The organism is Microbacterium sp. LMI12-1-1.1 (genome assembly GCF_040676455.1).
Classification (GTDB): Bacteria; Actinomycetota; Actinomycetes; order Actinomycetales; family Microbacteriaceae; genus Microbacterium.
Map to the genome: position 1 here is coordinate 622,831 of NZ_JBEGIA010000016.1, position 25,404 is coordinate 648,234.

General features: G+C 67.6%; 23 protein-coding genes and 1 tRNA gene. 7 read left to right on the forward strand and 17 right to left on the reverse strand.

What is annotated here, in order from left to right:
* Positions 1 to 18 precede the first annotated feature (18 nt).
* The 3 genes from MRBLMI12_RS20865 to MRBLMI12_RS20875 all read right to left on the reverse strand — a co-directional run bounded on the left by MRBLMI12_RS20865 (position 19) and on the right by MRBLMI12_RS20875 (position 5,062).
* Positions 19 to 963, reverse strand: a complete 945-nt coding sequence (locus MRBLMI12_RS20865) for a carbohydrate ABC transporter permease (protein ID WP_363358083.1) — start codon at positions 961 to 963, stop codon at positions 19 to 21.
* Entirely contained in the window at positions 960 to 3,689 is a 2,730-nt protein-coding gene (locus tag MRBLMI12_RS20870) for a hypothetical protein (RefSeq protein WP_363358084.1), read from the reverse strand. The genes MRBLMI12_RS20865 and MRBLMI12_RS20870 overlap by 4 nt, the downstream gene beginning before the upstream one ends.
* Positions 3,690 to 3,778: 89 nt before the next feature.
* A complete protein-coding gene (locus MRBLMI12_RS20875) occupies positions 3,779 to 5,062 on the reverse strand; it encodes an ABC transporter substrate-binding protein (protein ID WP_363358085.1) in 1,284 nt (427 codons plus the stop codon).
* 415 nt (positions 5,063 to 5,477) lie between these two features.
* Between MRBLMI12_RS20875 and MRBLMI12_RS20880 the strand changes: the two genes are divergently transcribed.
* From MRBLMI12_RS20880 to MRBLMI12_RS20895, 4 genes are read left to right on the forward strand one after another with little or no spacing between them, the layout of a single operon-like run.
* Positions 5,478 to 6,206, forward strand: coding sequence for a GntR family transcriptional regulator (locus MRBLMI12_RS20880; protein ID WP_363358086.1), 729 nt, complete (start codon positions 5,478 to 5,480; stop codon positions 6,204 to 6,206).
* On the forward strand, positions 6,206 to 7,369 hold the full coding sequence (locus tag MRBLMI12_RS20885) for a mandelate racemase/muconate lactonizing enzyme family protein (protein ID WP_363358087.1): 1,164 nt from the start codon (positions 6,206 to 6,208) through the stop codon (positions 7,367 to 7,369). Before MRBLMI12_RS20880 ends, MRBLMI12_RS20885 begins: the two co-directional genes overlap by 1 nt.
* Positions 7,366 to 8,178, forward strand: coding sequence for an SDR family NAD(P)-dependent oxidoreductase (locus MRBLMI12_RS20890; RefSeq protein ID WP_363358088.1), 813 nt, complete (start codon positions 7,366 to 7,368; stop codon positions 8,176 to 8,178). Before MRBLMI12_RS20885 ends, MRBLMI12_RS20890 begins: the two co-directional genes overlap by 4 nt.
* Positions 8,175 to 9,134, forward strand: coding sequence for a dihydrodipicolinate synthase family protein (locus MRBLMI12_RS20895; RefSeq protein WP_363358089.1), 960 nt, complete (start codon positions 8,175 to 8,177; stop codon positions 9,132 to 9,134). Before MRBLMI12_RS20890 ends, MRBLMI12_RS20895 begins: the two co-directional genes overlap by 4 nt.
* Here the strand turns inward: MRBLMI12_RS20895 and MRBLMI12_RS20900 are convergent.
* The 5 genes from MRBLMI12_RS20900 to MRBLMI12_RS20920 form a co-directional block, all read right to left on the reverse strand.
* The gene (locus tag MRBLMI12_RS20900) at positions 9,131 to 9,721 is read right to left on the reverse strand and encodes a fasciclin domain-containing protein (RefSeq protein ID WP_363358090.1); all 591 of its coding nucleotides are present in this window, start codon (positions 9,719 to 9,721) and stop codon (positions 9,131 to 9,133) included. The two genes, MRBLMI12_RS20895 and MRBLMI12_RS20900, sit on opposite strands and share 4 nt — an antisense overlap.
* A gap of 215 nt (positions 9,722 to 9,936) precedes the next feature.
* Positions 9,937 to 10,725 (reverse strand): anti-sigma factor, encoded by a 789-nt coding sequence (locus MRBLMI12_RS20905; RefSeq protein WP_363358091.1) that lies wholly within the window; start codon positions 10,723 to 10,725, stop codon positions 9,937 to 9,939.
* Positions 10,712 to 11,263, reverse strand: coding sequence for an RNA polymerase sigma factor (locus MRBLMI12_RS20910; RefSeq protein ID WP_349426578.1), 552 nt, complete (start codon positions 11,261 to 11,263; stop codon positions 10,712 to 10,714). The genes MRBLMI12_RS20905 and MRBLMI12_RS20910 overlap by 14 nt, the downstream gene beginning before the upstream one ends.
* Before the next feature lie 37 nt (positions 11,264 to 11,300).
* Positions 11,301 to 11,936: a class F sortase gene (locus MRBLMI12_RS20915; protein ID WP_363358092.1), complete on the reverse strand. Its 636-nt coding sequence runs from the start codon at positions 11,934 to 11,936 to the stop codon at positions 11,301 to 11,303.
* An 11-nt stretch (positions 11,937 to 11,947) separates the two neighbouring features.
* Complete coding sequence (locus MRBLMI12_RS20920; RefSeq protein WP_363358093.1) at positions 11,948 to 12,772, reverse strand: DUF4397 domain-containing protein; 825 nt, start codon at positions 12,770 to 12,772, stop codon at positions 11,948 to 11,950.
* Positions 12,773 to 12,960: 188 nt separating this feature from the next.
* Between MRBLMI12_RS20920 and MRBLMI12_RS20925 the strand changes: the two genes are divergently transcribed.
* Positions 12,961 to 13,036: transfer RNA gene (locus MRBLMI12_RS20925), tRNA-Met, on the forward strand.
* Positions 13,037 to 13,154: 118 nt separating this feature from the next.
* Here MRBLMI12_RS20925 and MRBLMI12_RS20930 read toward each other — a convergent pair.
* The 4 genes from MRBLMI12_RS20930 to MRBLMI12_RS20945 form a co-directional block, all read right to left on the reverse strand.
* Entirely contained in the window at positions 13,155 to 13,550 is a 396-nt protein-coding gene (locus MRBLMI12_RS20930) for a tautomerase family protein (RefSeq protein WP_363358094.1), read from the reverse strand.
* A 518-nt stretch (positions 13,551 to 14,068) separates the two neighbouring features.
* The gene (locus MRBLMI12_RS20935; RefSeq protein ID WP_363358095.1) at positions 14,069 to 14,839 is read right to left on the reverse strand and encodes a carbohydrate ABC transporter permease; all 771 of its coding nucleotides are present in this window, start codon (positions 14,837 to 14,839) and stop codon (positions 14,069 to 14,071) included.
* Positions 14,840 to 14,886: 47 nt separating this feature from the next.
* Positions 14,887 to 15,792 (reverse strand): carbohydrate ABC transporter permease, encoded by a 906-nt coding sequence (locus tag MRBLMI12_RS20940; protein WP_363358096.1) that lies wholly within the window; start codon positions 15,790 to 15,792, stop codon positions 14,887 to 14,889.
* 18 nt (positions 15,793 to 15,810) lie between these two features.
* On the reverse strand, positions 15,811 to 17,019 hold the full coding sequence (locus MRBLMI12_RS20945; protein ID WP_363358097.1) for an ABC transporter substrate-binding protein: 1,209 nt from the start codon (positions 17,017 to 17,019) through the stop codon (positions 15,811 to 15,813).
* 234 nt (positions 17,020 to 17,253) lie between these two features.
* On the opposite strand from MRBLMI12_RS20945, the gene MRBLMI12_RS20950 reads away from it, so the two are divergent.
* Positions 17,254 to 17,865, forward strand: a complete 612-nt coding sequence (locus MRBLMI12_RS20950; protein WP_363358098.1) for a TetR/AcrR family transcriptional regulator — start codon at positions 17,254 to 17,256, stop codon at positions 17,863 to 17,865.
* Between the two features lie 5 nt (positions 17,866 to 17,870).
* Here the strand turns inward: MRBLMI12_RS20950 and MRBLMI12_RS20955 are convergent, their stop codons facing one another.
* From MRBLMI12_RS20955 to MRBLMI12_RS20975, 5 genes are all read right to left on the reverse strand, one after another.
* The gene (locus MRBLMI12_RS20955) at positions 17,871 to 18,719 is read right to left on the reverse strand and encodes an alpha/beta hydrolase (protein WP_363358099.1); all 849 of its coding nucleotides are present in this window, start codon (positions 18,717 to 18,719) and stop codon (positions 17,871 to 17,873) included.
* An 88-nt stretch (positions 18,720 to 18,807) separates the two neighbouring features.
* The gene (locus MRBLMI12_RS20960; protein WP_363358100.1) at positions 18,808 to 20,193 is read right to left on the reverse strand and encodes a sensor domain-containing protein; all 1,386 of its coding nucleotides are present in this window, start codon (positions 20,191 to 20,193) and stop codon (positions 18,808 to 18,810) included.
* Positions 20,180 to 21,001: an alpha/beta fold hydrolase gene (locus MRBLMI12_RS20965; RefSeq protein WP_363358101.1), complete on the reverse strand. Its 822-nt coding sequence runs from the start codon at positions 20,999 to 21,001 to the stop codon at positions 20,180 to 20,182. Before MRBLMI12_RS20965 ends, MRBLMI12_RS20960 begins: the two co-directional genes overlap by 14 nt.
* A gap of 271 nt (positions 21,002 to 21,272) precedes the next feature.
* Complete coding sequence (locus MRBLMI12_RS20970; RefSeq protein WP_363358102.1) at positions 21,273 to 22,094, reverse strand: alpha/beta fold hydrolase; 822 nt, start codon at positions 22,092 to 22,094, stop codon at positions 21,273 to 21,275.
* Between the two features lie 46 nt (positions 22,095 to 22,140).
* Positions 22,141 to 22,857 carry an alpha/beta fold hydrolase gene (locus MRBLMI12_RS20975; RefSeq protein WP_363358103.1) on the reverse strand — a complete coding sequence of 239 codons (717 nt, stop codon included), beginning with the start codon at positions 22,855 to 22,857 and terminating at the stop codon, positions 22,141 to 22,143.
* Between the two features lie 179 nt (positions 22,858 to 23,036).
* Here MRBLMI12_RS20975 and MRBLMI12_RS20980 point away from each other — a divergent pair, with 179 nt between their 5' ends.
* Positions 23,037 to 25,280, forward strand: a complete 2,244-nt coding sequence (locus MRBLMI12_RS20980) for a helix-turn-helix transcriptional regulator (protein ID WP_363358104.1) — start codon at positions 23,037 to 23,039, stop codon at positions 25,278 to 25,280.
* Positions 25,281 to 25,404 lie beyond the last annotated feature (124 nt).

Genomic DNA, 25,404 nt, shown 5'->3' on the forward strand with positions numbered 1-25,404 from the left:
TGCTTCGGTGGCGCGAGTTCAGTCGTCATAGAACACCCAGAACTTCGAGGCGATGAAATTGACGACCGTGAACATCGCGATGATCACGAGCAGGACCCACGCCATCGCCGATGCGTAGCCCATGTCGAAGTTGGTGAAGCCCATCTGGTAGAGGTACAGCGTGTAGAACATGGTCGAGTCGGCGGGCCCGCCCGAGCCGTTCGAGACGACGTACGCCTGCGTGAAGGACTGGAAGGCCCCGATGATCTGGAGCACGAAGTTGAAGAAGATGATGGGCGTGAGCAGCGGCAACGTGATCCTGAAGAACTGCCGCACGCGACCGGCGCCGTCGACGGACGCAGCCTCGTAGTACATGGTCGGGATCTGACGCAGTCCGGCGAGGAAGATGATCATCGGGGCGCCGAACGTCCAGACGCTCAGGATGACGAGGGTGTCGAGAGCGGTGTCGGGGGACGACACCCAGCCTTGACCCTCGATCCCCAGCAGGGCGAGCACCTGATTGACCAGACCTTCGATACCGAAGATCTGGCGCCACAGCACGGCGATCGCGACCGATCCGCCCAGGAGCGAGGGAAGGTAGAAGATCGAGCGATAGAAGGCCAGTCCTCGCAGGCCCCGATCCAGGACCACCGCGAGCAGCAGTGCCGCGATCAGCTGCAGCGGCACCGAGACGAACACGAAGCGGAACGTGACGCCGAACGAGTTGTGCAGGCGCGCGTCGTCCAGCATCCGGGTGAAGTTGTCGAGCCCGATCCACTCCGGCGTCTGCAGCAGGTTGTAGTCGGTGAACGACAGGTACAGCGACACGAGCATCGGCCCGATGGTGAGCGTCAGCATGCCGATCATCCACGGCAGCAGGAACAGATACGCGGCGCGGCCCTCGCGGCGCTCGGCCTTGCTCGGCTTGCTCGTGCGCCGCACCCTCGTCTTGCGGATGTTGACGAGCTCGGTCATGGCGCTCATGCCCGCACCGCCTCTCGCGCCGGCACGGACGGGCTCTCGTAGAGCCAGTCGAGGCTGAGGGCATCGTCGGATTCGCCGAGCACGGTCCGCCCGGTGAACTGCTCTCCCGCACGGACCACGCCGAGGACGACGTACGCCCCGGCGCCCGGTGCGAGGACGTGCTCGCCGGCCTCGAAGGCGAACGCGTGGACGTTCACCGACGGAAGGAAGTCGACGGCCGCCGCAGCCCGCAGCACCGGCTCTAGTCCGCCCCGCGCATCCGCGTGGGTGTCGACTTCGAGGTCGGGCACCTGCAGCCACACCGGGTCGGCGCTCTGGAAGTATCCGATCAGGACGTGGCCGGGCTCATCGAGGCGGAGCGTCAGCGCCACCTGCCCCTGGAAGGCCGCATCACGGCCGACGCGCACACCTGTGAGCCCGTCGAGCTCGGGCGCCAGCTCGCGGAGGTTGCTGTCGGCATCCGCGAACACCGATGCCCCCGGCCGCACCGCGAACAGCTCGCCGTCATCGGACAGCAGCGTGTACGGCACCGCCCGGAACGGCGCCGGGGCGGACAACGCCGCGGTCGGTGAGGACGCACCTGATTCGAGCCGCGCCAGGTTGGCGCGGAAGTTGCGCGCCTCCTCCGCGTAAAGGGGAAGACAGTCGCGCCAGTGCGCGAAGGTCGCGCCGTCGGGGAACGGCACCTTGCGCTGAGGGGTCTGCATGCTGTTCGCAGAGAGATACGTGCGGTCGGCGAGCTCGGTGAGCCTCTCGTACGCGGCGACGCTCCTGTCGATCAGATCTGCGGCACGTTCGAGGCGGGCGGTCGGCACGCCCGCATCGGCGCCGCGATCCTCGCGGTAGGCGACGATGTCGACCGCGGCCGCGACGCGGAGCCGGTAGAACTCTTCGAGGAGCGCGATCGCCGCGGCATCCTGCCCCAGCCGGTCGTACTCGGCGTGACCGGCTTTCACCGCCGGTCGGCCGCGTTCGATCGCCGACACGGCGCGATCGGCGAAGAACCGCGTGTCGTCGACGACCGACATCGGAGTCTCACCCCGGTGCGGCTCCCGGAGCAGCTCCCGCTGGACGAATTCCTCCAGGCGCTCTCCCGCCGGCGCATGCGAGTCCCACAAGTCCGCCCATGGCCGGTGGCGCGCCGCATTGGTGAGCTGGCTCATCGTCATGCCGAGGCTCAGCGTCTGGCGGTTGCCCTCGGTGATGCCGATGCGCCGCACCAGCCGCGGCGCGATCTGCCCCATCGCCTCGTAGGCATCGAGGGCGGCGGCGGCGCCATCTCGGTCACCGAAGCGCGCGGCGAGCACGCCGATCCAGTACTCGCGTTCGGTCGCGGGATCGCGGTCGGCGCGCCACGCGTAGCGCAACCAGGCGGCGTACCAGATCCAGTCGCGATCGATCTGCCGCAGGCGCGGCGTCGTGTTGTCGGGCGAGAGCGGCCACTCCCAATAGAAGAGCGGGTAGAGGTGGAGGCCGTGCGACTCCAGCCGGTGGATGATCGCCAGCACGCTCTTCTGGATGAACGAGACCGCGCCGAAGCGGAAGGGCTCGAGATTCGCGAGGATGTGGATGTTGACGATGTGCAGGCTCCCCTGCGCTGCGAGGTCGCGATGGATGCCCTGCCATTTGCCGCGCGGGTTCCACGTCGTGAGCGATTCGCCGTTGAACTTCGCCTCGGTGAACAGCCGCGGGTACACCTCCAGCGCCTTGGCGAGCACCGGCTGCAGGTCGATCGCGTGGGCGCGCACGATGACGGGCGGGATCTCGTCGCGCCCGGATGCGGCGATCCCGTCCTGCACGCCGGCGAGGATCGTGTCGACGAACCACTCGGTGCCGTAGATGTCGCCCTGCAGCACCTCCCCCAGGCAGACGTAGAGCCCGACGTTGGGGAAGTCGCGCACGAACGCGCCGATCGACTTCCGCGTGTAGTCGCTCGTCAGCGGCGTCGGTGCCGGCTGGTGAAGCGGGATGCCGTGGTACTCGGCGAAAGGCAGCGGAATGTGGATGTTGTAGAACTTGACGACGATCCAGATCCCCCGCCGGTCGGCCTCGGCCGCGAGCCAGGTGAGCAGCTCGCGGTTCTGGCGCAGCTCGCCGTCGGTCACCTCCTGCGCCTCGGGGTAGTCGTCCAGCCGCACGAACGAGGCGAAGGGATGCCCGCTCCAGAGGTACACGACGTTCGCACGCTCGGAGACCAGCAGATCGAGCAGATCGATCCAGGTCTCCTTGTCGTAGAACCAGGGGAACCGGTCGTGGTTGATCGGGTACTCGTACACCTGGCGCGGCGCCTCGACCGTCGTCTTCTGCAGCCCGATCGCCGGGCCGCGCAGGACGAGGTCCGGGGCCTCGGCGATGTCCAGATCACGCGGAACGTCGCCGTAGTCGTCGATCTGGCGCGCGAGTTCCTGGCAGCCGTAGAGCAGTCCGGAGTCGCTGCCGCCCGCGACGACCGTGAGCGTGCCGGGCAGCGACGAGAGGACGAATCCCTCACCCTCGGGCGCACTCGTGTTGTACAGCAGGATGTCGCTCTGCTCGAGAGCGGTCAGATCCGCGGAGTCCCCTCGGACGCCCAGGAGGATGCGGATGCCGGCGGGCCGCGCGGCCAGCGGATCCGTCGACCGCGTGACCGTGTAGCCGGCATCGACCAGGGCATGATCGAGCGTGTCGAGCCCGAACCGCACGCGGGCGGAGGCTTCGGCAGGGTGGATGACGAGAGCGTCGGGCATGGATTCGCGTCCTTCGAGGAGTGGATGGCGAGCTGAACGGCGTCGCTGCCGGCGGCCGAGCGCGCGAAGCGCTCGGCCGCCGTGCGGCCTCAGCCGCGGGCGAGCTGGTCTTCGATCTCGGCGGTCATCTGAGCGGCGGCGTCGGCCGGCTCGAGACGGTCGAAGAGCACTTCCTCCATGTACCGGATCACACTGTCACCCACGGAACCCGATCCGGGCGGCGAGGGCGGCGGTACGAACGTGGCCTCAGGCCCGGTCTCGCTGACGAACTCGACGACCTCCTGGCCGGTCGCGTCCAGCTCGGGAAGGATGACCTCCTGGTTCGCGGTGCTGGCCGGCACGCCGAGGCTCACGAGCATCGTCTCGGCGACGCGCGGGTCGTTGCTGAGGAAGTCGACGAGATCGGCGGCGGCATCCGCGTGCTCGGTGCGGCTTGAGATGCCCCAGAACCAGGACGGGATGTGGGCCAGGCCGTTGTCGTCGACGGATCCGCTCGGCGACGGAGGTCGCAGCAGCGCCATCGTGCTCCCCGAGGCGGTCTCGAGGGCCGGCAGCTGGCTGGCGTAGTAGAACGCGAGCGCGGAGCGGTTCGTCAGGAAGCGACCTTCCTCGAAGACCCCCGACATCTCCTCGATGAACTCGTCCGGGCTCGGACCGCTCGCCGCGTCGCGGATGTGCTCGAGGTGCTCGAACCACGCCGCGGCCGTGTCGACGTCGTACCCGATCTCGGCGGACCCGTCCGCGGCGAAGAGCGACTCGCCGTGCTGTCCGAGCCACATCTCGAGGGTCGCGTTGCCCGCCTCGCCGTAGTCGCTGCCGCGAACATCGCCGCCGAGGTTCGCGGCGACGTCGTTCGAGATCTCGTAGAAGTCGTCCCACGTCCAGGTCGAGTCGTCAGGCAGCTCGACGCCGGCCTGCGCGAAGAGATCCTCGTTCGCCACCACCGTGTACGCGTTCTGCGAGAACGGGAGCCCGTACAGCTCGCCGTCGAGGCTGCCCTGCTCGATGGAGGCCTCGGGGAAGGCGGAGGTGTCGATCGCGTCAAGAGTGCTCAGATCCAGCAGTGCGCCCCGGCCGCCGTACTGGAACAGATGCTCCTTGTCGAAGGCGATCACGTCCGGAGCGTCGCCACCGGCAGTGGTCGTCGCGAGCCGGTCCCAGTGCCCGCCCGAGTCCGAGTACTCCGCCTCGATCGTGACATTCGGATTCTCCGCCTCGTACTCGTCGATGAGCGAGAGGAAGTTGTCGTGTCGCTCCTGCGAGCCCCACCACGCCACGCGGAGCGTCACATCCTCGCTGCCGGCATCGCCGGAGCCCGTGCTGCATGCCGTCACTCCGAGCGCCAGCGCGACGGCGCCTGTGGCGCCGATCACGGCTCTCGTCCGGCGAGAAGAAGTCGTCATTGAACGTTTCCCTTCAGATCCGCTGTGTTCCCGGGCGCCCGTCGTCGGGTGCCGCTTCCGGACGTGGGCGACATTGACACGTTTCATCAGCGCGTCGTCGCCACTCGGATTCCGGATTTCCAGAACGCTAGCATATTGGTATACCAATGCACCAGTATCTTCGAAGTTTCACATCATCGAGAGATAGGACGGCGATGCCGTTGGCGAGCCGGGCGCAGGCCGCCGCTCAGCGGATCGATCCGGAACAACGCGATCTCGTCGGAGCCCTGATGGGCGGCGAGCGGCCCGTTCCCGCTGACCGAACGGCGGACCGCCCAGGCGCACGACGAGGCTTCGAGCGAAATCGTCGCTTGCGGTTGGTATACCACCATACTACTATGGCATCATGTCCACCGAAGCATCCGCCGGCGCAATCCGGACGCTCATTCTGCAAGAACCGGCATCGCGCGGCGATCGGGTGCGCGACTCCTTGCAGCAGGCGATCCTCGACGGCATCCTCCCCCAAGGCGCTCCGCTCGTCGAGCGGGACCTGGCCGAGATGCTCGGCGTGTCGAAGACACCCGTGCGCGAGGCGCTGAAGCAGCTGCAGTCGAGCGGCCTCGTCGTGGCCAGCTCGTACCAGCGGGTCAGCGTCCGCCGTCTCGACGAGGCCACGGTGCGCGCTGTCGACGAGGCTCGCTACGCCGTCGAGCCGCAGGCGGTGCAGCTCGGCATCGAGCTGCGCGGCGCCGGTGAGCAGCCCGCGGCGCGACGCGCTCTCGAGGCGGCGCAGGCACTTCTGGACGGGGGGCATCCCACGCAGCTGAGTCTCGCGAACCGCCGCTTCCACCGCGAGCTGTACGTGCTGTGCGGCAACGAGTGGCTGATCAGCTTCCTCGACAAGCTGCAGGTCCTCGCGACGTTCATCGCGACCGCGGGCTGGAAGGTCGACCCGAAGTTCGCCGGCGAGGCGATCGAGCACTCCAAGATCCTGGATGCCGTCGAAGCGGGCGACGCGGAGCGCGCGACCACGCTGCTGCAGTCGCACATCCGCGGCGCGTCACGCGCTCTGCTCTCCGCACTCGAGCAGGACGACACGGCATCGGCACCGGCACCCCAGGGCCTCGGGTCGTAATGGCGGGCAGGATCGCCGACGTCCGGCTCACGCCGGTGTCGGCCCCACGGGCGGGCATCGTCTGCGGGCACGTGATCGTCGAGCTCACCTCCGACGACGGCATCGAGGCCGTCGGCGAGATGTCGGACTTCCAGCATCTGCCGATGTACCACGTCGACGTCCCCGAGCTCGAACGGACGCTGCGCGAGCTCCTCCTCGGACGCGACGCCCGCGACGCCAACGACCTGGCCCGCCGGCTCGAGGAGGCGTTCCCCTCTTCCGATTCGCTGTACGACAAGGCCGGCGTGATCCGGTGCGGTGTGGATGTCGCACTGTGGGACCTGCGGGCCAAGCTGCTCGGCGTGAACCTGACCGAGTTGATGGGTGGCCGCGTGCGCGACTCCCTTCCCATCGCCTACCCGATCTTCCGTCAGCAGTCTGCCGCCGATGTCGCGGCGAATCTCGACGTGGTCCGCAGCATGCGCGCGCGCGGCTTCCACCGCTTCCGTGTCTACGTCGGCCGCAACGCGGAACTCGACCGGGAGTTCCTGCGTCGTGCCCGGGACGAGTTCGGCGACACCATCGCCATCAAGTCGCTGGACTTCTCCAACCTCCTCGATGCGCGCGAGGCGGCGCGCTTCATCGAGTCCACACGCGAGATCCCCTACGAGTTCGTCGAGGCGCCGGCACGCGCGGGCGACGACGACGGCCTGCGCTTCGTCCGCGAGCGCACGCTGGTCCCCGTGAGTGAGCACGCCACCAGCCCGCGCGCCGCGCTGCGACTCGTCTCGAGCGGCGCGGTCGACATCCTCAATGTCGGGCTGTTCGTTCTCGGAGGGATCACGCCGGCGCTCCGCGTGCTCTCGATCGCGCAGGCCGCCGGTGTGCCCGTGGTCATCGGCACGACGCAGGAGCTGTCCATCGGCACTGCCGCGGGCGCCCTGGTTGGCGTGTCGACACCCGCGGAGGTGCTCGCGAGCGACCCGGTCGGGCCTCTGCTCTACCAGCGCGACGTGGTGGCGACACCGGTCGAGTTCCGCGACTCCTCCCTCATCCCGCCCGCGGGTCCGGGGCTCGGCATGTCCGTGTCCCGCGAACGTCTGATGGATGCCGCCGAGCCGCTGCGTTGGGGCGCCGCCGACACGACCTCCGTGGTGGACAGAACAGGAAGCCTCACGAAATGATCGACCGCAACAGGTACTGGGCGGGGCGGGTCGTCGCCGTGACCGGGGGCAGCCGGAACATCGGCCGGGCGATCGCGCAGCGCTTCGCCGCAGACGGCGCCCACGTCGTCGTCAACGGCGTGGTGCCGGGCGAGGCCGCGCAGGCGGCCGCTGAGATGGCGGATGCCGGACTCGACGCTGTCGCCTGGGACGCCGATGTGTCGGACCCGGCCCAGGTCGAGGCGATGTTCTCCGGCATCGCCGACCGTTTCGGAGGCCTGGACGTGCTCGTGAACAACGCGGCGGTCACGATGCAGGGCCGCGTGCCGTTCGAGCGGCTGAGCCTCGACGACTGGGATCGCATCTTCGCCGTGAACGCCCGTGGCACGTTCCTCTGCTCGGCGGCAGCCGCCCCACTCCTGCGCGAACGCGCCGGCTCCATCGTCAACATCTCGTCGATCGGGGCATCCAAGGCGCATCGATCCGCAGTGCCTTACGACGCGACGAAGGGTGCGATCGAGTCGTTCACGCGCGCGCTGGCGCTGGAGCTCGCCCCGGATCGCGTCCGGGTGAACGCGATCGCCCCCGGAGCCATCTCGAACGACCGCTACGAGAACCTTCCTCAGAACGTTCAGCGCGCCGAGGTGACCTCGATTCCGCTCGGCCGGGCCGGGACCGGCGACGAGATCGCCTCGGCGGTGTCGTTCCTCGCGTCCGACCAGGCGTCGTACATCACCGGGCACGTGCTCACGATCGACGGCGGGCTCACCGCGCAGGCGCGGCAGGCGTCATCCGAGATCATCATCGACGCTGATGGAGGCGTCCGATGACCGCCATCGAAACCGCCGGCGCAGGCGTGCGGGATCGCCTGGCCGGCGTGACCGCCGTCCTGGTCACGCCCTACCGCGACGCACGCGTCGACGAGCGGTTGACAGAGACGCTCGCCCGCGATGTCGGCTCCTCTGGTGTGCACGCCATCGCGGCGCTCGGCAACACCGCGGAGGTCTTCCAGCTCACCCGTGACGAGCAGCGCGCCTATCTGCGCGCGGTGGCACGGGCGGATGCGCCGGCTCTCCGCATCGCGGGCTTCGCCGGTGCCGCACGGTCGGTGCTCGATGAGATCGACTACGCCGCGAGCCTCGGCTACGAGGCCGCCATGGTTCACGAGCCCGCTGATCCGTTCGGCGACAGCGAGGGCGTGCTCACCTACTATCTGTCGATCGCCGCGCGGTCAGCGCTGCCCCTCGTGCTGTACCTGCGCTCGCCTCGCCTGGAGTTCGACTCCCTGCGGCTCGTCGCCGCCGAGCCCGCGGTCCTGGGAGTGAAGTACGCCCGTGCCGACCTCGACACGCTCGGGCGCGTCCTGCGCACCGAAGCCGCCGAGTCGTGCACGTGGGTGAACGGCGGCGCAGAGATGCGCGCCGCCGACTTCTTCGATCTCGGCCTCACCGGGTTCACGTCGGGCATCGCGAACGTGCGGCCGGATCTCGCCCTCGCGGTCCATCGGGCGCTGGTGGATCGTGACCGTGCGGGGCTGGACGCGGCGCTGCGCGATGTGGTCCCGGTAGAGCGGATCCGGGCCACCGGCAACGGCAAGTTCAACGTCGCCGTGCTGAAGGAGCTCTTCCGCGCCCAGGGGACCGACGTCGGCGAGGTGCGTCCGCCGCACTCCCCGCTGTCCGCGGAGGCGGCGCGCGAACTGCGCGCCGCCATCGCGGAGTGGCCGCCCGTCTCTCCGGCCGACGGCTCCGCGACAGCGGCGGTCGCGGCAGTCGTCGGTCGCTAGGACGCGGGAACGAGGACGCGGTCGATCGTGTGGATCACGCCGTTCGTCGCCGGGATGTTGATCGCCCACGGCACGAGCCGCGGGTCGCTCAACGCCGGAGTCTCGTCGCGCAGCTTGATGCCGCGCGGCTCGACGACGCCGCCGTTGGCCATCGTGAGGGAGCCGGCCGTGATGACCTTCACCGGGCCGAGCTTCTCTCCCGCGACCACGTGGTAGAGCAGGATGTTCGAGATCTGCTCGGTGGTGAAGGTCGAGGTGATGGTCGACAACGCCTCGGCTTCGCTCGCCGGCGCCGTTCCCGTGAGGTCGGTCACGAGCCGCAGGAACGCGCGGTCGTTCGGCGCGAACACGGTGTAGGTCTGGCCCGCATCAGCCAGCGCTCCGTTGAGCCCGGTGGCCACCACCGCCTGCACGAGGATGTCGTAGTCCCACGGGTTGCCGTCGGGTGTCCCGCCGCCCGATGCGGCGACGGCGACATCCACGATCGTGCCCGCGGGGGCGGCGCCGCCGTAAGCCTGGGCGGGCGTGGACGTGAATACGAGAGCCAGCGCGGCGACTGCCGCGACGGCCAGGCGAGACTTCTTCATGGTTCCGATCTCCTTCGATGCGATTCCCGGCACCGTCCGAACGGAAGGTGCCGTAGAGGTATTCGCTCGAAGCAGCCGAAACGGATGCAGGGGCGACGACTTGGTTTCAGACATGACCGCGCCCGGGCACAGAGCGCCGGGGACAGAGCGCCCGGGACAGAGCGCCCGGGCACAGAGCGCCCGGGACAGAGCGCCCGGGCACAGAGCGCCGCCGGTCAGCTGAAGTCGAGCTGCCCGCGCACGATCGAGTCGCCGGAGTGGGTGGGATCGCCGTCGAGCGGCTCCTGCGAGACGTCGACGAGCACGTAGTCGCGCAGGTCGACGTCAGCAGGGACGACGAAGGTGCCCTTCCTCCCGTCGAGCTCGCCGAGACTCACCAGTGCTGAGGCGTCCTCCGTGATGAGCCAGACCTCCCGGAACCCGTCGCCGTCGTCGGAGTCGTCGAGGCTCACGGTCAGCGTGCGCTCTCCGTCGGAGAGCTCCGTCACCTGCGCCGTACCGGTGGCACCGGGGTGATCGGGGAACGCGGCGAGCGTCGCCGACGCGATCTCGACCGACTGCGGCGCTCTGACGAGGTTCCATACGCCGACGATCGCCAGGACGGCGGCGATGCTCGCCGCCAGGGTGAAAAGCATCCGTCCGCCTCGTCGCGTCCGGGGCCTCTCCGGCTGCTCGTTCTCGACCGGCACCGGAGCCACCGCGGGAGCGGCGGCGGGAGCGGGCGCGGCCGCGGGAGCGGGCGCGGCGGCGCTAGCCGCGGTGCTCGCGTCGGATGCCGCCGCGGACTGCGACCTGACCTCATCGAGGATGCGATCCCAGACGCGCTCGGGCGGCGTCTCGAGCTCACCCAGACTCACGGTGGACCGGCCGACTGCCACGGTGTGCTCGAGACCTGCGAGCTCGATGGCGCAGGCGTCGCACGTCGCGAGGTGTTCCTGCTCGGCATCCGTCACCGCTTCTCCGACGGCGACCAGCGCGAAACGCTCGGGGTCAAGGTGCGGCATGGGACACCTCCAATCGGTCACGCAAGCGGGTGAGACTTCGGCGGATGTGACTCTTCACGGTACCCAGCGGCATGTCCAGGCGCGTCGCGATCTGCTGGTGGGTGAGGTCGTCGTAGAACGCGAGTCGCACTACGCGCTGCGCGTCGGGCTCGAGGTGGTCGATCTCGTCGGCGAGCAGCAGCCGGTCTCCGAGGTCGATGTCGGACGAGATCGACTCGTCTGTCACGGCGAACCGCTGCAGCTTCTCCTGCAGCTCGCGCACGCGCCGGCGCGCCTCCAGGGTGTCGGCGATGCGGCGGCGGGTGATCGTGATCAGCCACGTCGACAGCCGACCCTTGGCGGGGTCGTACGACGCCCGCGAGGTCCACGCCGAGACGAACGTCTTCTGTGTCACGTCCTCCGCATCCCCTCTGTCGCCGAGCACCCGCAGCGCGAGGGTGAACACGATCGGCGACCATCGTCGGTAGATCTGCTCGAGGGCGCGCTCGTCACCGGCGGCGAAACGGCCGCACAGCTCGCGCTCTTCCTCGTCGTCCACGATGGTTCCCCTCTGGTCGTCCGGCGCCATCGCCGGCTCACGTGATCGGGGTCGCGATTGCGACCACGTTATCGGCGTACCGCCCGGTGCGGGAGTCGAACTGCCCGCCGCACGTGATCAGCACGAGGGTTCGGCTGCCCGATCGGGCGAACAGCTGGTCGACCGGCAGGTCCGCCTTCGGGTAGTACGTGACGCTCTGCACCTGGTACCTGCGCACATCGCCTGCGGCATCCGTCACCTCCACGACCTCCCCCGCAGGGAGGTCCCGCAGCCGGCTGAACGGGCCGATCGGGTACTGCGGCGAGTCGACGTGGGCCGAGATCACGACATTGCCGTCGGATGCCGCCGGGTCGGATCCGAAGCGGTACCACCCGCCGATCGCCGGATCGGCCGGCAGTTCCATGAAGCCCCCGGCCTCCACGCCGACCGGAACCACCGGTACGTCGACGTCGATAGAGGCGGCGACCACCCTGACCGGCGGCACTGGCAGCCGTGCCGGAGCGGGGGTGGCCGCCGCGATCGGCACCTCGACGGCGGGCGTCGGACGTGCCGTCGCCGTCGCCGTCGCAGATGGTGCCGGCGCTGACGGGGCGGCCCCTGGGGGTGAGCCGCACGCCGTCAGCGCAAGGGCGATCGCAAGAGATGCTCCGACTCCTGCGACCGCCCTGCTCATGTCTCGGGACTTCAGCGCTGTGCCCGGCTGCGTACGAGGACGAGAGCGGATGCCGCGACCGCCGCCGCGACGACGAGACCACCGATCGCCCACATCGACTGCTGGAACATGTCGCGCTGCGCGAGCTGGCCACCCGTTCCGGAGTTCACGCCGTCCGGCGCCGAGTGCAGGCCCGTGACGGTCTGCACGGCGAGCGCGAGGTTCTCGTCCTCGAGGCTGCCCCACGCGTAGGCGATGGTGAGCACGCCCTCTTGCACGTCGACGGGCGCCGGTCCGATAACGGGATCGGTCGTTCCGGCCGCGGCCACGGAGGCCTCGATCGTGCCGGCGGGCAGATTCAGTGATGCCTCATCGGGGTTGGCGAGCCCTTCGATCACGGCCGTTCCGCCCGCGAGCACGTCCACCGCAGGTGCAGCCGCAACGTGCCGAACCGTGAGGCGTCCCTCCCCCGCCGCCGTGGGCGACGTGTCGTTGGCGTACGGAGTCACCGTCGGCGAGCCGGATTCGTTGAGGTGCGCGACCGCCGTGTAGTTCTTGCCGGCCTCGAGCGTGAGCGTCACCGGTCCGAGCACGGGCGAACTGGCATCGGTGGCGTCGGTCGCCGTCAGCGCGACCTCGTAGGCGCCCGCGGGCAGATCCAGCGGCCCAGCCAGGTCACCCGGCTGGAAGTCGTCGAGCGTGAGTGCGCCGTTGACGTAGACGTCGACAGGCGTGTCGGGTATGCCGTGCAGTACCGAGAGCACGGCGTTGCTGTTCGTGGCCGCGTTTGCGGGGATGCCCACACTGAGTGCGGCGACAATGCCGGCGGCGATTCCCGCGAGAACCTTCTTTCGCACAGTGTTCCTCCTTCTTCGAGCGGCCGGTCGCCGCGTGTTGAAGAGTTGTTCCTGCAGGAGGAGGGTTTCGGATGCAGGTGGCGCGAAGATTTCTCGAGATGCGGCGTCCGTCGTCACATCTCGTCATCGCCGGAAACGCTCAGAAACCCATAGGCGATCCACGCGCACACCGTCTAGCGTGGGATCATCGCGGCGATCCGGGCGGTCCCGGGCACCGGTTCATACCCGGGTGCGTTGCGGGTTCGACTCCCGCCGTCGCGTCCACGAATACTGCGGATAAATGCCTGTTCAAGGCGTCTTTCGCGATAGTAACCTCGCGGCGAGATGCGCGTTCTGCCCACACTTTTTCGAGCTTGGCACCCGCAGAGGGATCGAGGCGGTCTCAAACTTCCACGGTGAAACCGAGCTCGACGTCACTGGCGGCCCGGCCACCACCGAGCCCCCAGTTGTCTCGATCGATCTCGTGCAGGATGGTCGACACGTGGTCACCGGGTATGCCAAACACCGCCAACCTTTCGACGATGTCTGCATAGAGCCGCCGCTTCGCATCCAACGAACGGCCGACGAAGCAGTCGATGGTGACGATCGTCCGATACTCCGGATGGGCAAGCTCCGGGGAGCATCCGAAGCGGTGCGGTTCGTGGACGATCAGTCGAATGTTGCGGTCCTCCGGTGGAATGCGGAAGGCATCGACGAGAGCGCGGTGGACTGCGTCGATGATCGCGATCTCCTCATCGACGGTGTACTGGCGACGCACTTCGATAACAGCGGCAGGCATTGCGCCATTATCTCGGTCGGCACATCGTCCATACATGAGGATGTGTTGGGACGAGAGATAGACGGATCGCCCGGTGAAGGATCCGCAACAGCAACGGCTGCGCGTGCTGGTGCCGGCGCCCGACCCCTCGGGTATGACGGGGCCGACGGTCTCGAGGGGTGATCGCTTCGGGTCTGGGGACCGCCACGCTTGTTGGTCTCGAGAGTGTCGACTTGTGCGAGCTCGTCACCGGTGAGGTCGTGACCGATGGTGCCCAGTACCGGGCTCATCGGAGATGCGTCGGCTGGGTTCGTGGATGGATGTGTTCCGACGATCGCCGGATCACGCCTCGCGAGAATGCCGCATTCTCGGTCGAGCGTCTACAGCTGCTTCTGCTGGAAGTAAGAGTGGGCCTCGATTTGGTACACCGCATACCTCTGCTCTCTCGAGTTCGATCGGGCGCCCATCCAACGGTGGACCCTTCGCGCCTCGGCGCCGTTCAACGGTGGACCCTTCGTGCCTCGGGGCTGTTCCTGCGGTCAACCTTTGATCGCGCCCGCGAGAACCGCCTTCACGAAGTGACGCTGAAGCAGCAGAAAGATGATGAGAGTTGGAGCCATGAGCAGGATGGCGGCGGCACAGAGCAGCACGATGTCGGTTTGGTACTGGCCCTGGAACGCTCCCAAGGCGCCCGCCATGGTTCGCTTCGCTGGGTCATCGATGAGGACGATGGCGAGGATGAAGTGGTTCCACGTGTTCAGGAACAGCAGGATGCCCAACGTCACGAGCGCAGGCACGGCGAGTGGAAGGTGTATGTGCCGAAACAACTGCAACGTCGAGGCGCCATCCATCCGCGCGGCTTCTGATAACTCGAGCGGGACCGACCGGAAGTGTCCGGTCATCCAGAACACACCGAACGGCATCGCTAGGCCTACCAACGGCAGGATCAGGGCCCATTGCGTGTTCAGCGTCCCCAACTCTGCAGCCTGGTAGTAGAGCGGGATCACCGCGGACTCGAAAGGGATCGTCAAGCCGAACAGGAATGCCACGTAGACGGCACGTCGCCCCTTTGGGCGAAGGTAACCCAGCGCAAACCCTGCCAGTGAGGAGAACAGGAGGGCGGCCGGCACAACTCCTAGAACGATGAACGAGCTCGATGCTGCGAGTTGGAGGAAGTTGGTGGCCTCGAACGCTGCGGCGAAATTCTCCCAGTGAGCTGTGGTCGGGAGGGACAGGCCGGTCGGAGGGCTCCCTGGTTCGTGAAGTGCGGTGATCAGCATCGCGACGAACGGCAACAGCGTCACCGCCATGAGCAGGACGAGGGTGATGGACCCGCCCAGTTGCTGCCCCCGATCTCTCATCGCACACTTCCCTCGCGGTTGAGCCGTTGCACGGGCAGAACGATGGCGAGGATGATCACGAGCAAGACGACGGCCAGGGCAGAGGCGAGTCCGACTCTGTTCTCGGTGAAGGCCAAACGAACGACCTGGACCCCTGGCACCATGGTTGAATACCCCGGCCCACCCTGTGTGGTCATGTAGATCAGGTCGAAGCTCGCGATGGCGGCGATCAGCGTGACAGTGACGCACACAACGATCTCGTGGCGCAAGCCCGGGAGCGTCACTGCAAAGAACTCCTGGAGAGCATTCGCCCCGTCGAGGCGTGCCGCTTCATAGAGCGATGCGTCGATGCGCCCTATGCCTGCTGTCAGCACCACGGTGCAGAATCCGATCATCACCCACGATCCGATGATTCCGACGGCTGGTAGCGCCGTCGAGAAGTCGCCCAGCCACGGTCGAGTAAGGCCACCGAGCCCCACGGATCTGAGCAGCTGATTGATGGGGCCGGCGTCGGCGTACATCCAGGTCCAGGCAACGGCCGCGGCCGCGAGAGGCACGATCTGCGGGAGGAACAAGACAGCGCGGGCAGCCGCGGCGAAACCCGCGGATCTGACTAGGCGTGCTGCCGAGGCGGCGATGAGCCCAAGGGCTACAGGAACGACGCAGATGAACAGGATGAGCGTAAGCGTGTTCACCAGCGATCCGTAGAGCTGCTGATCGGTGAGAACGCTGTGGTAATTGTCCAATCCGACCCACGAAGCGAGGCCGATGCCATCCCAGTCGTAGAACGAGTAGCGGATGGTCTGCGTCAGGGGGTAGACGGCGAAGATGCAGTACATGATCGCGGCAGGCGCGATCCACAGGTAGGCAAGGAGGATGCTGGGAAGACGCCTTGACGTCTTCCCAGCCGTTCGGTCGGCCACTACAGCGTGCTCCTCTACTTACTGCTCGACCGCGACCAGGTAGTCAGCCTGAAGTCTCGCGACGTATTCCTGTGGTGTGACTTGGCCTGCGATGAGGAGGTCTCCCTGAGGATCGAGTGTGGCGCTCGCCATCCCGGCGGTCGCATTCGCGAGGAAATCAATGATTCCGTCATCCGCCGTGACAGCATCGAATGCCGCCACGGTTTCGGCGAACACCGTTCCGGGCTCGGTCGGTGGCGCGGGCATGTCGGCACTCCCTCCACCCACGAGCCCGCCGACGCTGGCAAGTATCTCTCGGGCGCTCTCGCCGTTCACCCAGTTGAGGAAGGCCGCTGCCTCGTTGGGGTGTTTCGCGTTCGCGGGAATCACCACCGCGTTCGGGGCGGCCATCGTTTGGTAGCCGTCCTGAAGCGCCGCCGGCGGGAAGAGGAAGAAGCCGAATGCCCCGGGCGCGGTGGCGTCCAGTCCCGCGGCGAACCAGCTCCCGTTATGGAAGAACAGGCTCTCGCCGCTGGTGAAACGACCGAAGTCGAGATTCGGGTCCGCGGAGCCGAAGTCACGTGGAAAGTACCCCGCCTCCACCCAGCTCTGAACCTTTGCCGCGGCGTCGATCGTGTCCGCGGTGTCGATGCTCGCCCCAGGCTGATTGAAGACCCAAGACGAAATCGTCTCCGCGGCGCCCAATGACTGTGCGACCCCTTGGAACAGGTAGCTCACGTTGCCGATGAGCGGGGTGATCCCCGCCGCGGACGCTTGTGCAAGCATCGATTCGAATTCCTCCAGGGTGGCGGGAGGTTCGTCAATGCCGAGGGCCTCGAACTTGTCCTTGTTGTAGTAGACCCCGACCAGCCCATACCCGACGCCCATCGCGTAGAGCGAACCCTCGCCCCGGACTCGCCCATCACCATCGATGGTCCACTGCTCGAGCTGGGACTGGGGGAACTCGTCCCATCCGTAAGCCTCCGAATACTCGTCCAGGTTCAGCAGCAGACTGTTCTTGACGGCGTCACCCGGAGCGGCGAGCCGAAGCAGATCCGGTGTGTTCTGCGCCGCCAGGTACCGGGGGGCGTTCTGCTGCAGCGTAGCGAACGCCTCCGTCTCAAGCTCCACCGTCACCGAGGGGTTCTCCGATTCAAATCCCTCGGCGAGAGCTTCCCAAAGCACCGATTGATCTTCATTCACTCTCGCGGTGATCGTCACAGGCGAGGAACCGAGCTCGGTGCTCACCGGAACCGCTGTTTGGGCCGGAGTGGTTCCGCCCGGCGCAGCGCATCCTGCGAGGAGCACTGCGAGAAGGGATGCTGCGGCGGTGACGCGAAGTCCTCGATGCCTTCCGCCTGCATGGATGCTGTTGATGATCGCCTCTCCCTTGAACCGGAGTCGCACAAAAGCTGACTCGCCAGTCAGTATCGCACAAAACTGACTGAACAGTAAACTGTTCGCACCACTCTTGGAGGATTGATGTCTACTACGCGCACGAAGGCCGGCGGCACGTATGCCAAGGGCCGCGCCAGCCGGGAGCGGCTGGTGGACGCGACCATGCGGTTGGTTGCTCGGAACGGATCGAGAGGAACGACCCTGGCGCAGATCGCTGCCGAGGCGGGCGTCTCCCAAGCAGCGGTGATGTACCACTTCACATCCAAGGAAGAGCTCCTCAACGCGGCTCTCGACCGTCGGGACGAACTCGAGCGTCCCGCGTATCGCGACGCCGGGATTGGGCTCGGGATCTTCGACGCCATCGCGGCAGCAGTCCATCAGTGGAGCTCGCGGCCGGATGCGGTCGGGATGCATTCGGTGCTGATCGCCGAAAATATCGGCAACGACGGCGCTCTCCGGCCGCGACTGCACTCGCACTATGAACGAACCGTAGACGAGCTGACGCAAATCGTGGGCTCGGCGCAGGACGCCGGTGCGATTCGCCGCGAGATCGACCCGCGGCTCAAAGCGATCGAGATCCTCGCCTTCATCAATGGACTGGAGACAGCCTGGTTGCTCAACCCCACGGCTCCCGTGGCCCAGGCAGCGACCCAGTGGGCCGCTAACCAGAAGCTGGCGCTAGGTCAAAGAGACTGATTCCGTCACGGCACGGGGAGCCAAGCAATGACCTTCTCGATCTCGCGATCCCAGTAATCCCAGGTGTGTGCCCCTGGTCCGAACTCGACCCGAACCGGGATCTGCATCTCGTGCGACACGCGCACAAACGTCTCGTTCTCGTGGAACAGCGGATCATCGACCCCGCAGCAAACATACAAAGCCGGGGCGTCCCGCATGTCGGCGACGGGCTGCAGCAGTGCCAAGACATCATCGGCACCGCCAACGATCGACCGGTTATCGAAGATGCGATCCCAGAGACCTGCATCGAGGCTTCCTGGCCCCGGGCGAGTGCGTGCGGCAAGCCCAAGCGCGCCAGACAGGCTTGCTGCTGCGGCAAAGCGCTCGGGATGCCTCAGCGCCCATTTCATCGCGCCATAGCCACCCATGGACAGTCCGGCCACGAAGGACCGGTCGCGGCTGGACGGGACTTTGAAGACTGACTCCACGACGCGAGGAAGCTCGTCCGAGAGAAAGCTCCAGTACGCACCACCGTGCACCTCGTCGCTGTAATACGAGCGGTGCACCTGCGGCATCACAACAGCGAGCCCGCGCGCTGTGGCGTACCGCTCGATGCTTGTCTGGCGGACCCACATCGAGTCATCGTCACTCAGCCCGTGAAGCAGATAGAGAGTTCCGCGAGCCGCCACCCGCTCCGGGACGATGGCTGTGAGCGAAGTACTGAGTTCGAGGACTTCGGACCGGAACGCGCAATGTAGGACGGCCACCTGGATCTCCAATACTGAGTATGTAGTCAGTATCGATCCTAGGCGAATCTCCGAGCTCCTGTACACCGCGCCCGAACTGATCGCGAGCGAAGCGGCGGTGTGGCGCATGTCGTGGATTGTCATGCGCTCCAGCCGGCTTCCACCAGCGCGGTCTTTGAACCACGACCGGAACCCCATCGCCGGCATCCGTGTTCGATCACGTCGTGAGGGGCGGCGTCTCGAAGGTGGCGCGGTTCTTGCCGGCGCGTTTGGATTCGTACATCGCCCGGTCTGCACGGACGAGCAGCTGCTCGGGTGCGGGGCGGGGATGCGCCCCGGGGAGGAACATCGAGATGCCCACACTGACGGATGCCGAGACCAGCCCCGCCTCCATCGTGATGGGCTCCTGGGTGAGGTGGAGGATCCGCTCTGCGATGGCCGTCGCGGCGGCCTCATCGGCGTTCGCGCAGATGGCGACGAACTCGTCGCCGCCGATGCGGCCCACGACGTCCTCGGAGCGCACTCCGGCGCTCAGCCTGACAGCCAACTCCACGAGCACCATGTCTCCGACCGCGTGACCGAATCGGTCGTTGATCGACTTGAACTCGTCCACATCGAGAAACAGCACGGCAAGTGGTTCGTCGCGCGCGGCTGCGGCTTCGAGTGCGGCCTCCAGACTCTGCTCGAGGAGCTGACGGTTGGCCACGCCCGTGAGCTGGTCGTGCAGCGCCAGGAATGCCAGCTGGCGCTGCAGTCTGACGCGCACCAGGGTCTGCGACGCCTGGCGTCCCAGCGCCTTCTGCAGATCGAAGAACTGGTCGTCGAACTGCCGGGCACGCCCGAAGAAGCAGACCAGGATCCCCAATCGTCGGTCGTCGTCCATCAAGGGCATCACGCTGAGTGCGGCCAGCCGGGTTTCGCGCAGTGCGGCAGCGAGTTGAGGGTACTGAGCGACCGCGGTTTCGTGGTCGACGACGACGACTTCTGGACTGTTGCGCAGGCTGACGATCGGCGGGACCGTGCCGGCGAGCGGATTCGTGCCGCCGACCAGGGTGAGTTCGCCGTGGTCGTCCAGCAGCAGCACTCCCGCCTCTCGTGCGGCGAACGCGGTTCTGGCGACCTCCGCGAAGGACTGCGCCACGTCTTCGTCGCTGGCGCTGACCCCGAAGGCACGCGACACCTCCTGCAAGACCCGCACCTGCGCCTCGGACGACTCCGCAGCCCGCTGTGCGTGCAGGAGCTCCCGCTCGTACTGGATGCGGCCGGACGCGTTGAACACCGCAATGCGGTTCATGCCGGCCGCGTCGTCGCGAAGGGAGTTGATCAGCACCGGCAGCCGGGTGCCGTCAGCGCACACCATGGTGAGTGCGACTTCATCGAGCTGACCTTGCAACGGCAGCGCCTGCGCATGCCGGGTCTCGTAGAACAGCTGGCTTCCCGGATCCAGCAGCGCGGTGAACGGCCGGCCTTCGATCTGCGACCGGGTGAAGCCCATCCAGCCGATCAGGGTGTCGTTCGCCTCGAGGATCAGACCCTCGAGCGAGGTGCCGATCAGGCCGCAGGGCGCCCCCTGAAACCACGAGCGCTCGCTAGCTCCGGTCACCGAGATACCCGCGAATCCGAGCGACGACCTCATCTGGCGACGACAGGATCGGCACATGCCCGGTCGCCTCGAGGACCGAAATCGTGCTGCCCTCGATCGCGGCGTGCACGTACTGGCCGACCTCCGCGGGAGCGATGGCGTCGTCGGTGCACTGCATCACCAGCGTCGGAACGGTCACCAGAGGGAGGTCGGCGCGGTTGTCGGAGAGGAACGTGACGTGGGCGAAATGCCTTGCGATGTCCGGATCGATGCTGCAGAAACTCGTCGTGAGCTGCTCGCCGAGTTCCGGCCGCTGCGCGTTGCCCATGATGACCGGCGCCATCGTCCGCGACCAGCCCAGATAGTTGCTGTCGAGGGAGTCGAGCAGCGACGCGATGTCCTCGGGCTCGAAGCCGCCCCGATAGGAGCCGTCGTTGACGTACCGCGGTGACGGGCCCACGAGCACCAGTGCGCCGAACCGGGAAGGGTCGCGGTTCGCCGCCAGAACGCCGATCATCGCACTGACCGAGTGACCGACGAACACGACATCCGTCGCATCCAACGCGTCCAGGATCTCGAGCACGTCGTCCGCATAGCCATGCAGCGAGTCGTACTTGCCCGCGTCGTACGCCGACAGGTCCGATCCCCCAGCGCCGACGTGGTCGAACAGGACCACCCTGTGGTCGGCCTCGAACTGCGGAGCGACGAGACCCCACGTCGCCTTGCTGCACCCGAAGCCGTGCGCGAACATCATGACGCGGCCGCCTGCGGCGCCCGAGACGGTGACGTTGTTGCGCTGCAGAGCAGCGCGCGTACCCAGGACCGACATATCTGCTCCAGGTGCGTCTCCCCGTCGCGCCGGATAGGCGCGCCCAGCAGAAATCGTAAACGAGAATGCGCCGGCATCCCGCACCGGCGGCGAAGAGACGGTGAGGTGCGTGCGGTCGAATCGACCGCACGCACCCGAAGATCGATCACCCAGCAGGTTCGCATCACGGGCGAAGGACGATGACGGATGCCGCAGCCCTCGGCTGCGGCATCCGTCATCGCTATCGCATCGCGACGCGCGTCGTCACCCTCGCGGGCGCGACCCGGGTGCGTTACTTCGCGAGGAACGCCAGGATGTCGGCGTCCAGCTGTTCCTGGTACTCCCCCGCGATCCCATGCGGGGCGCCGGCGTAGACCTTCAGCTCGCCGTGCTTGACGAGCTCGGCGCTCTTGACCGCGGCATCCGCGATCGGAACGATCTGGTCGTCGTCGCCGTGTGCGAGGAAGATCGGCACGTCGAGCGACTTCAGGTCTTCGGTGAAGTCGGTCTCCGAGAACGCGGCGACGCAGTCGTAGGCGGCCTTGAGTCCGACGAGCATGCCCTGGCGCCAGAAGTCGTCCCGCGCGCCCTGCGACACCTTCGAGCCCTCACGATTCGCGCCGAAGAACGGCACGGAGAGGTCCTGGTAGAACTGCGACCGGTCCTTCAGGACACCCTCGCGGATGGCGTCGAAGGCCTCGATCGGGGTGCCGTCGGGGTTCGATTCGGACTTGACCATGACGGGCGGCACAGCACCGGCCGTCACGATCTTGGCCACCCGGCCGACGCCGTGCTGCGCGGCGTACCGCACGACCTCGCCGCCACCGGTGGAGTGGCCGATGAGCACGATGTCGTGCAGGTCGAGCTGCTCGACGAGCTCGGCGAGGTCACGCGCGTAGGTGTCCATGTCGTTGCCCTGCCAGGGCTGCGACGACCGGCCGTGACCACGGCGGTCGTGTGCGATCGCACGGTAGCCGTGGTCGGCGAGCAGCTTCAGCTCGACCTGCCAGGCGTCAGAACTCAGGGGCCAGCCGTGGCTCAGGATGACCGGCTGACCCGAGCCCTGGTCGGTGTAGTAGATCTGAGTTCCGTCTGCGGTGGTGATGTACGGCATCAGTGTGCTCCTTCGGTGGCGATGAGTGGATGGGTGGGGTGGAGGGTCACGCCAACTCGGCGATGGCCTCGGTGATGACGGCCACGACCTCGGCGGGGTGCGTCTGCATCACCAGGTGCGGCGCGTCGATCTCGATGACCTTGCGCACACCGGCGCGCTGGTAGCCGAAGCGCTCGACATCGGGGTTGATGGTGTGGTCGGCGCTCGAGACGATGCCCCACGAAGGCTTCGTCTTCCATGCGGCGACCGGAGCCGGCTCGCCGAAGGCGACCGCCGACAGCGGGCGCTGCGAGACGGCGAGGACGCGAGCCGACTCGGGGTCGACACCGGCGGCGAATACCTGCGGGAAGGCGTCGATCTTGACCGAGACGTCGGTGCCGGGTTCTCCGCCGTCGACGGGATAAAGCGAGTACACGAGGTTCGCTGCAAGCTCGGAGTCGGGGAAGCCGCCCTGCAGCTGCCCCAGGCTCTCGCCCTCGTCCAGTGCGTAGCCCGATACGTAGACCAGACCGACGACGTTCTCGGCGACGCCGGCGACTGTGATCACCGCACCGCCATAGGAGTGGCCGGCCAGCAGCACCGGGCCGTCGATCTGCTCCACGAACGACTTGAGGTACGCCGAGTCGCCCGAGAGGCTGCGGTTGAACACCGGCGGCACGAGGACGGTGTAGCCGTCGTCGAGCAGGCGACGCGTGACGGGGGCCCAGCTCGCGGCGTCGGCGAAGGCACCGTGGACGAGCACGATGGTGGGGGAATCCGACATGGTTCTCTCTTTCTCTGTGGTGCCGGGCGGCGAGATAGGAGAACCGTCCGGCGGGGATTTTGCAGAGAGGCGCAACGCTGAGACCCTCGGACTGTGGTCAGTACGTCCAATTCGAGTCCATCGCCCTGCTGGGCACCACGAAGTTTTCACGCAGCTTCGAATCCTCTGCTCTCCCGCCGATGAACTCAGCGGTACCTCTGCAAGAACTGCTCCGCCAGCACCGCCGTGACGCAGACCTCACGCTCGAAGGACTCGCCGAACGCTCGGGCGTGAGCGACCGCACGATCAGCGACATCGAGCGCGGCATCAGCCTCGGACCCCGCCGAGGCACCATGCTCGCCCTCGCCGATGCGCTCGAGCTGCGCGATGACGAACGCGAGCGCTTCCTCGCGTCCGCTCGTGCCGGGAGGATGCCGGCTGCGCCGGACGCCCGATCGGTCGACATCGAGCCGCACAGACTCGCCGATTTCATGGGCCGGGAGTCCGAGATCCTCAGCGTCGTCGCGCAGCTCGACCCCACCGGTGCGGCAGGCGACCTGGCGGCGCCGGTGGTGCTCCACGGAGCCCCGGGAGTGGGAAAGACCTCCATCGCCATCGAGGCGCTACACCGGTGCGCTTCGCTCACGCCCACCCGCCTGTTCGTCGATCTCGGCGGGCTCGACGCCGTGCCGCTCACGCCGTTGCAGGTGCTGCAGGCGCTGCTTCGGCAGCTGACGGGCGATCCGGACGTGCCCAAGACGCTGGGCGAGGCCGCGGCGGCATGGCGGACAGCGGCTGCGGCATCGACTGTCGCCATCCTGCTCGACGATGCCGCCAACGAAGCGCAGATCCGACCGGTGCTGACCTCCGATGGCCAGGGCGCCGTCGTGGTCACGTCACGCCGCGCACTCGCCGGACTCGAGTCGGCCCGGCGGCTCACGATCGGTCCGCTGCCGCGGCAGGAGGCCATCGCGTTCCTCCAGCGGATCATCCCCGAAGACCAGGCGCTGACCGGCGACCTCGACGAGCTGGCCGGATTCTGCGACGACATCCCGCTCGCCCTCCGCATCGCCGGCAACCGCCTGGCGACCCAGCCGACGTGGACCGTCGAGGACTTCCTGCGACGGCTGCGCAGAGAAGAGCGCCGCCTGAGCGTCCTGGTGGCCGGCGACCTCGCCATGGAATCGACGTTCGGCCTCTCGTACGAGCATCTCGCCGCGCCCTCGCAGACGCTGTTCCGCCGGCTGTCGCTGGTCGATGGGCCGTCGTTCGACGCGCGGCTCGCGGGCGCGGTCGGCGATCTCGGTGTGGATGACGCGGAGGACCTGCTCGATGGGCTCGCCGCGCTCGGTCTGGTCGAGACGCTCCGCGGCGACCGCTACCGGCTGCACGACCTTCTGCGCCTCTACGCGGCATCCCGACTCCGGGCGGAGGAGACGTCAGACGCCATCTCGGCGGAGCGCCGCCGTCTTCGTGACTGGCTGCTCGCCACTGCGATCACCGCAGGCGCGCGCTTCGAGCCGAGGCCGCCCGATGCGCCGGCGGTGGACGGGCGGCTCACGTTCTCGTCGAATGACGAAGCACGAGCCTGGCTTATCACCGAGGCGGAGCACTGGTTCTCGGCGTACCAGGCCGCCGCATCGCGCGGGGACCACCTCACGGTGGTGGCGGTCGCCGACTCGCTGCACTGGTTCTCGGACCTCTGGCGTGCGTGGGGACGCTGGCAGGAGGTCTTCGCCGCGTCCGTGGCGGCGGCCGTGGCGCTCGACGAGCCCGCGCAGCAGGCGCGGCATCTGGGATACCTGGCGTGGGCGCAGCTCGTCGAGACCTTCGATCCCGCGCAGGCGCGCACGACCGCCGAGGCCGCCCTCCGGGCGGCGCAGCGTGTCAGTGACGTGCAGCAGAGCGGCTGGGCGAACTTCTACCTCGCCTGGAGCATGCTGAACGTGCGCGATTTCGATGTGGCTCACAGATATGCGGATGCCGCGGTGCAGGACTTCGCCACGGCCGGCGATGTGGAGGGCGAGCTGCAGGCGCGTGCGATCGGGGCGAGCATCCGCAGCCGCTACGAGCCCGAAGCGGCCATCGATGAGCACCGTGAGCTTCTCGAGTTCGTGGCACGCGTCGGCGACGAGCTGCCGGCCAGCATCCGCGGCCTGACGGAGACCAACGCCCACGCAGTCATCGCCTACGGCCTGCTCCAGCTCGGTCAGCATGAGGATGCTGTCGCCGCGGCATCCGCTGCCCTTGCGATCGGCTCGTCGGCAGAGTTCCAGAGCGGGCATGCCTCGGCCCACCGGCACCGTGGCCTGGCGCAGCTCGCGCTCGGCCACGTCGACGCGGCGCGCTCCGATCTGACGGCCGCGCTCACCCTGGGCGCCGGAGCGCGCTCCGGGACGTGGCTCGACGAGGTGAGAGCGGCGCTGGACGCGATTCCGGGATGACGCCGAAACGGCGCGGCCGCCCGGCCAGGAACGAGTCCTCTCCCTGATCTCGGATCTCGTCGCGGCGATGTTGCCGACTTCTCCCCGTGCCCGACCAACGAGAGTGCCCGACCAACGAGAGTGC

What these genes read in the sequence shown, in the direction of transcription:
- MRBLMI12_RS20885 (WP_363358087.1), top strand. Translation starts at nt 6,206, where the DNA reads ATGGCGGGCAGGATCGCCGACGTCCGGCTCACGCCGGTGTCGGCCCCA.
- MRBLMI12_RS20935 (WP_363358095.1), bottom strand. Translation starts at nt 14,839, where the DNA reads ATGGCGGTGACGCTGTTGCCGTTCGTCGCGATGCTGATCACCGCACTT.
- MRBLMI12_RS20895 (WP_363358089.1), top strand. Translation starts at nt 8,175, where the DNA reads ATGACCGCCATCGAAACCGCCGGCGCAGGCGTGCGGGATCGCCTGGCC.
- MRBLMI12_RS20900 (WP_363358090.1), bottom strand. Translation starts at nt 9,721, where the DNA reads ATGAAGAAGTCTCGCCTGGCCGTCGCGGCAGTCGCCGCGCTGGCTCTC.
- MRBLMI12_RS20915 (WP_363358092.1), bottom strand. Translation starts at nt 11,936, where the DNA reads ATGAGCAGGGCGGTCGCAGGAGTCGGAGCATCTCTTGCGATCGCCCTT.
- MRBLMI12_RS20955 (WP_363358099.1), bottom strand. Translation starts at nt 18,719, where the DNA reads ATGCGCCACACCGCCGCTTCGCTCGCGATCAGTTCGGGCGCGGTGTAC.
- MRBLMI12_RS20865 (WP_363358083.1), bottom strand. Translation starts at nt 963, where the DNA reads ATGAGCGCCATGACCGAGCTCGTCAACATCCGCAAGACGAGGGTGCGG.
- MRBLMI12_RS20950 (WP_363358098.1), top strand. Translation starts at nt 17,254, where the DNA reads ATGTCTACTACGCGCACGAAGGCCGGCGGCACGTATGCCAAGGGCCGC.
- MRBLMI12_RS20970 (WP_363358102.1), bottom strand. Translation starts at nt 22,094, where the DNA reads ATGCCGTACATCACCACCGCAGACGGAACTCAGATCTACTACACCGAC.
- MRBLMI12_RS20870 (WP_363358084.1), bottom strand. Translation starts at nt 3,689, where the DNA reads ATGCCCGACGCTCTCGTCATCCACCCTGCCGAAGCCTCCGCCCGCGTG.
- MRBLMI12_RS20905 (WP_363358091.1), bottom strand. Translation starts at nt 10,725, where the DNA reads ATGCCGCACCTTGACCCCGAGCGTTTCGCGCTGGTCGCCGTCGGAGAA.
- MRBLMI12_RS20880 (WP_363358086.1), top strand. Translation starts at nt 5,478, where the DNA reads ATGTCCACCGAAGCATCCGCCGGCGCAATCCGGACGCTCATTCTGCAA.
- MRBLMI12_RS20930 (WP_363358094.1), bottom strand. Translation starts at nt 13,550, where the DNA reads ATGCCTGCCGCTGTTATCGAAGTGCGTCGCCAGTACACCGTCGATGAG.
- MRBLMI12_RS20965 (WP_363358101.1), bottom strand. Translation starts at nt 21,001, where the DNA reads ATGTCGGTCCTGGGTACGCGCGCTGCTCTGCAGCGCAACAACGTCACC.
- MRBLMI12_RS20890 (WP_363358088.1), top strand. Translation starts at nt 7,366, where the DNA reads ATGATCGACCGCAACAGGTACTGGGCGGGGCGGGTCGTCGCCGTGACC.
- MRBLMI12_RS20980 (WP_363358104.1), top strand. Translation starts at nt 23,037, where the DNA reads ATGAACTCAGCGGTACCTCTGCAAGAACTGCTCCGCCAGCACCGCCGT.
- MRBLMI12_RS20975 (WP_363358103.1), bottom strand. Translation starts at nt 22,857, where the DNA reads ATGTCGGATTCCCCCACCATCGTGCTCGTCCACGGTGCCTTCGCCGAC.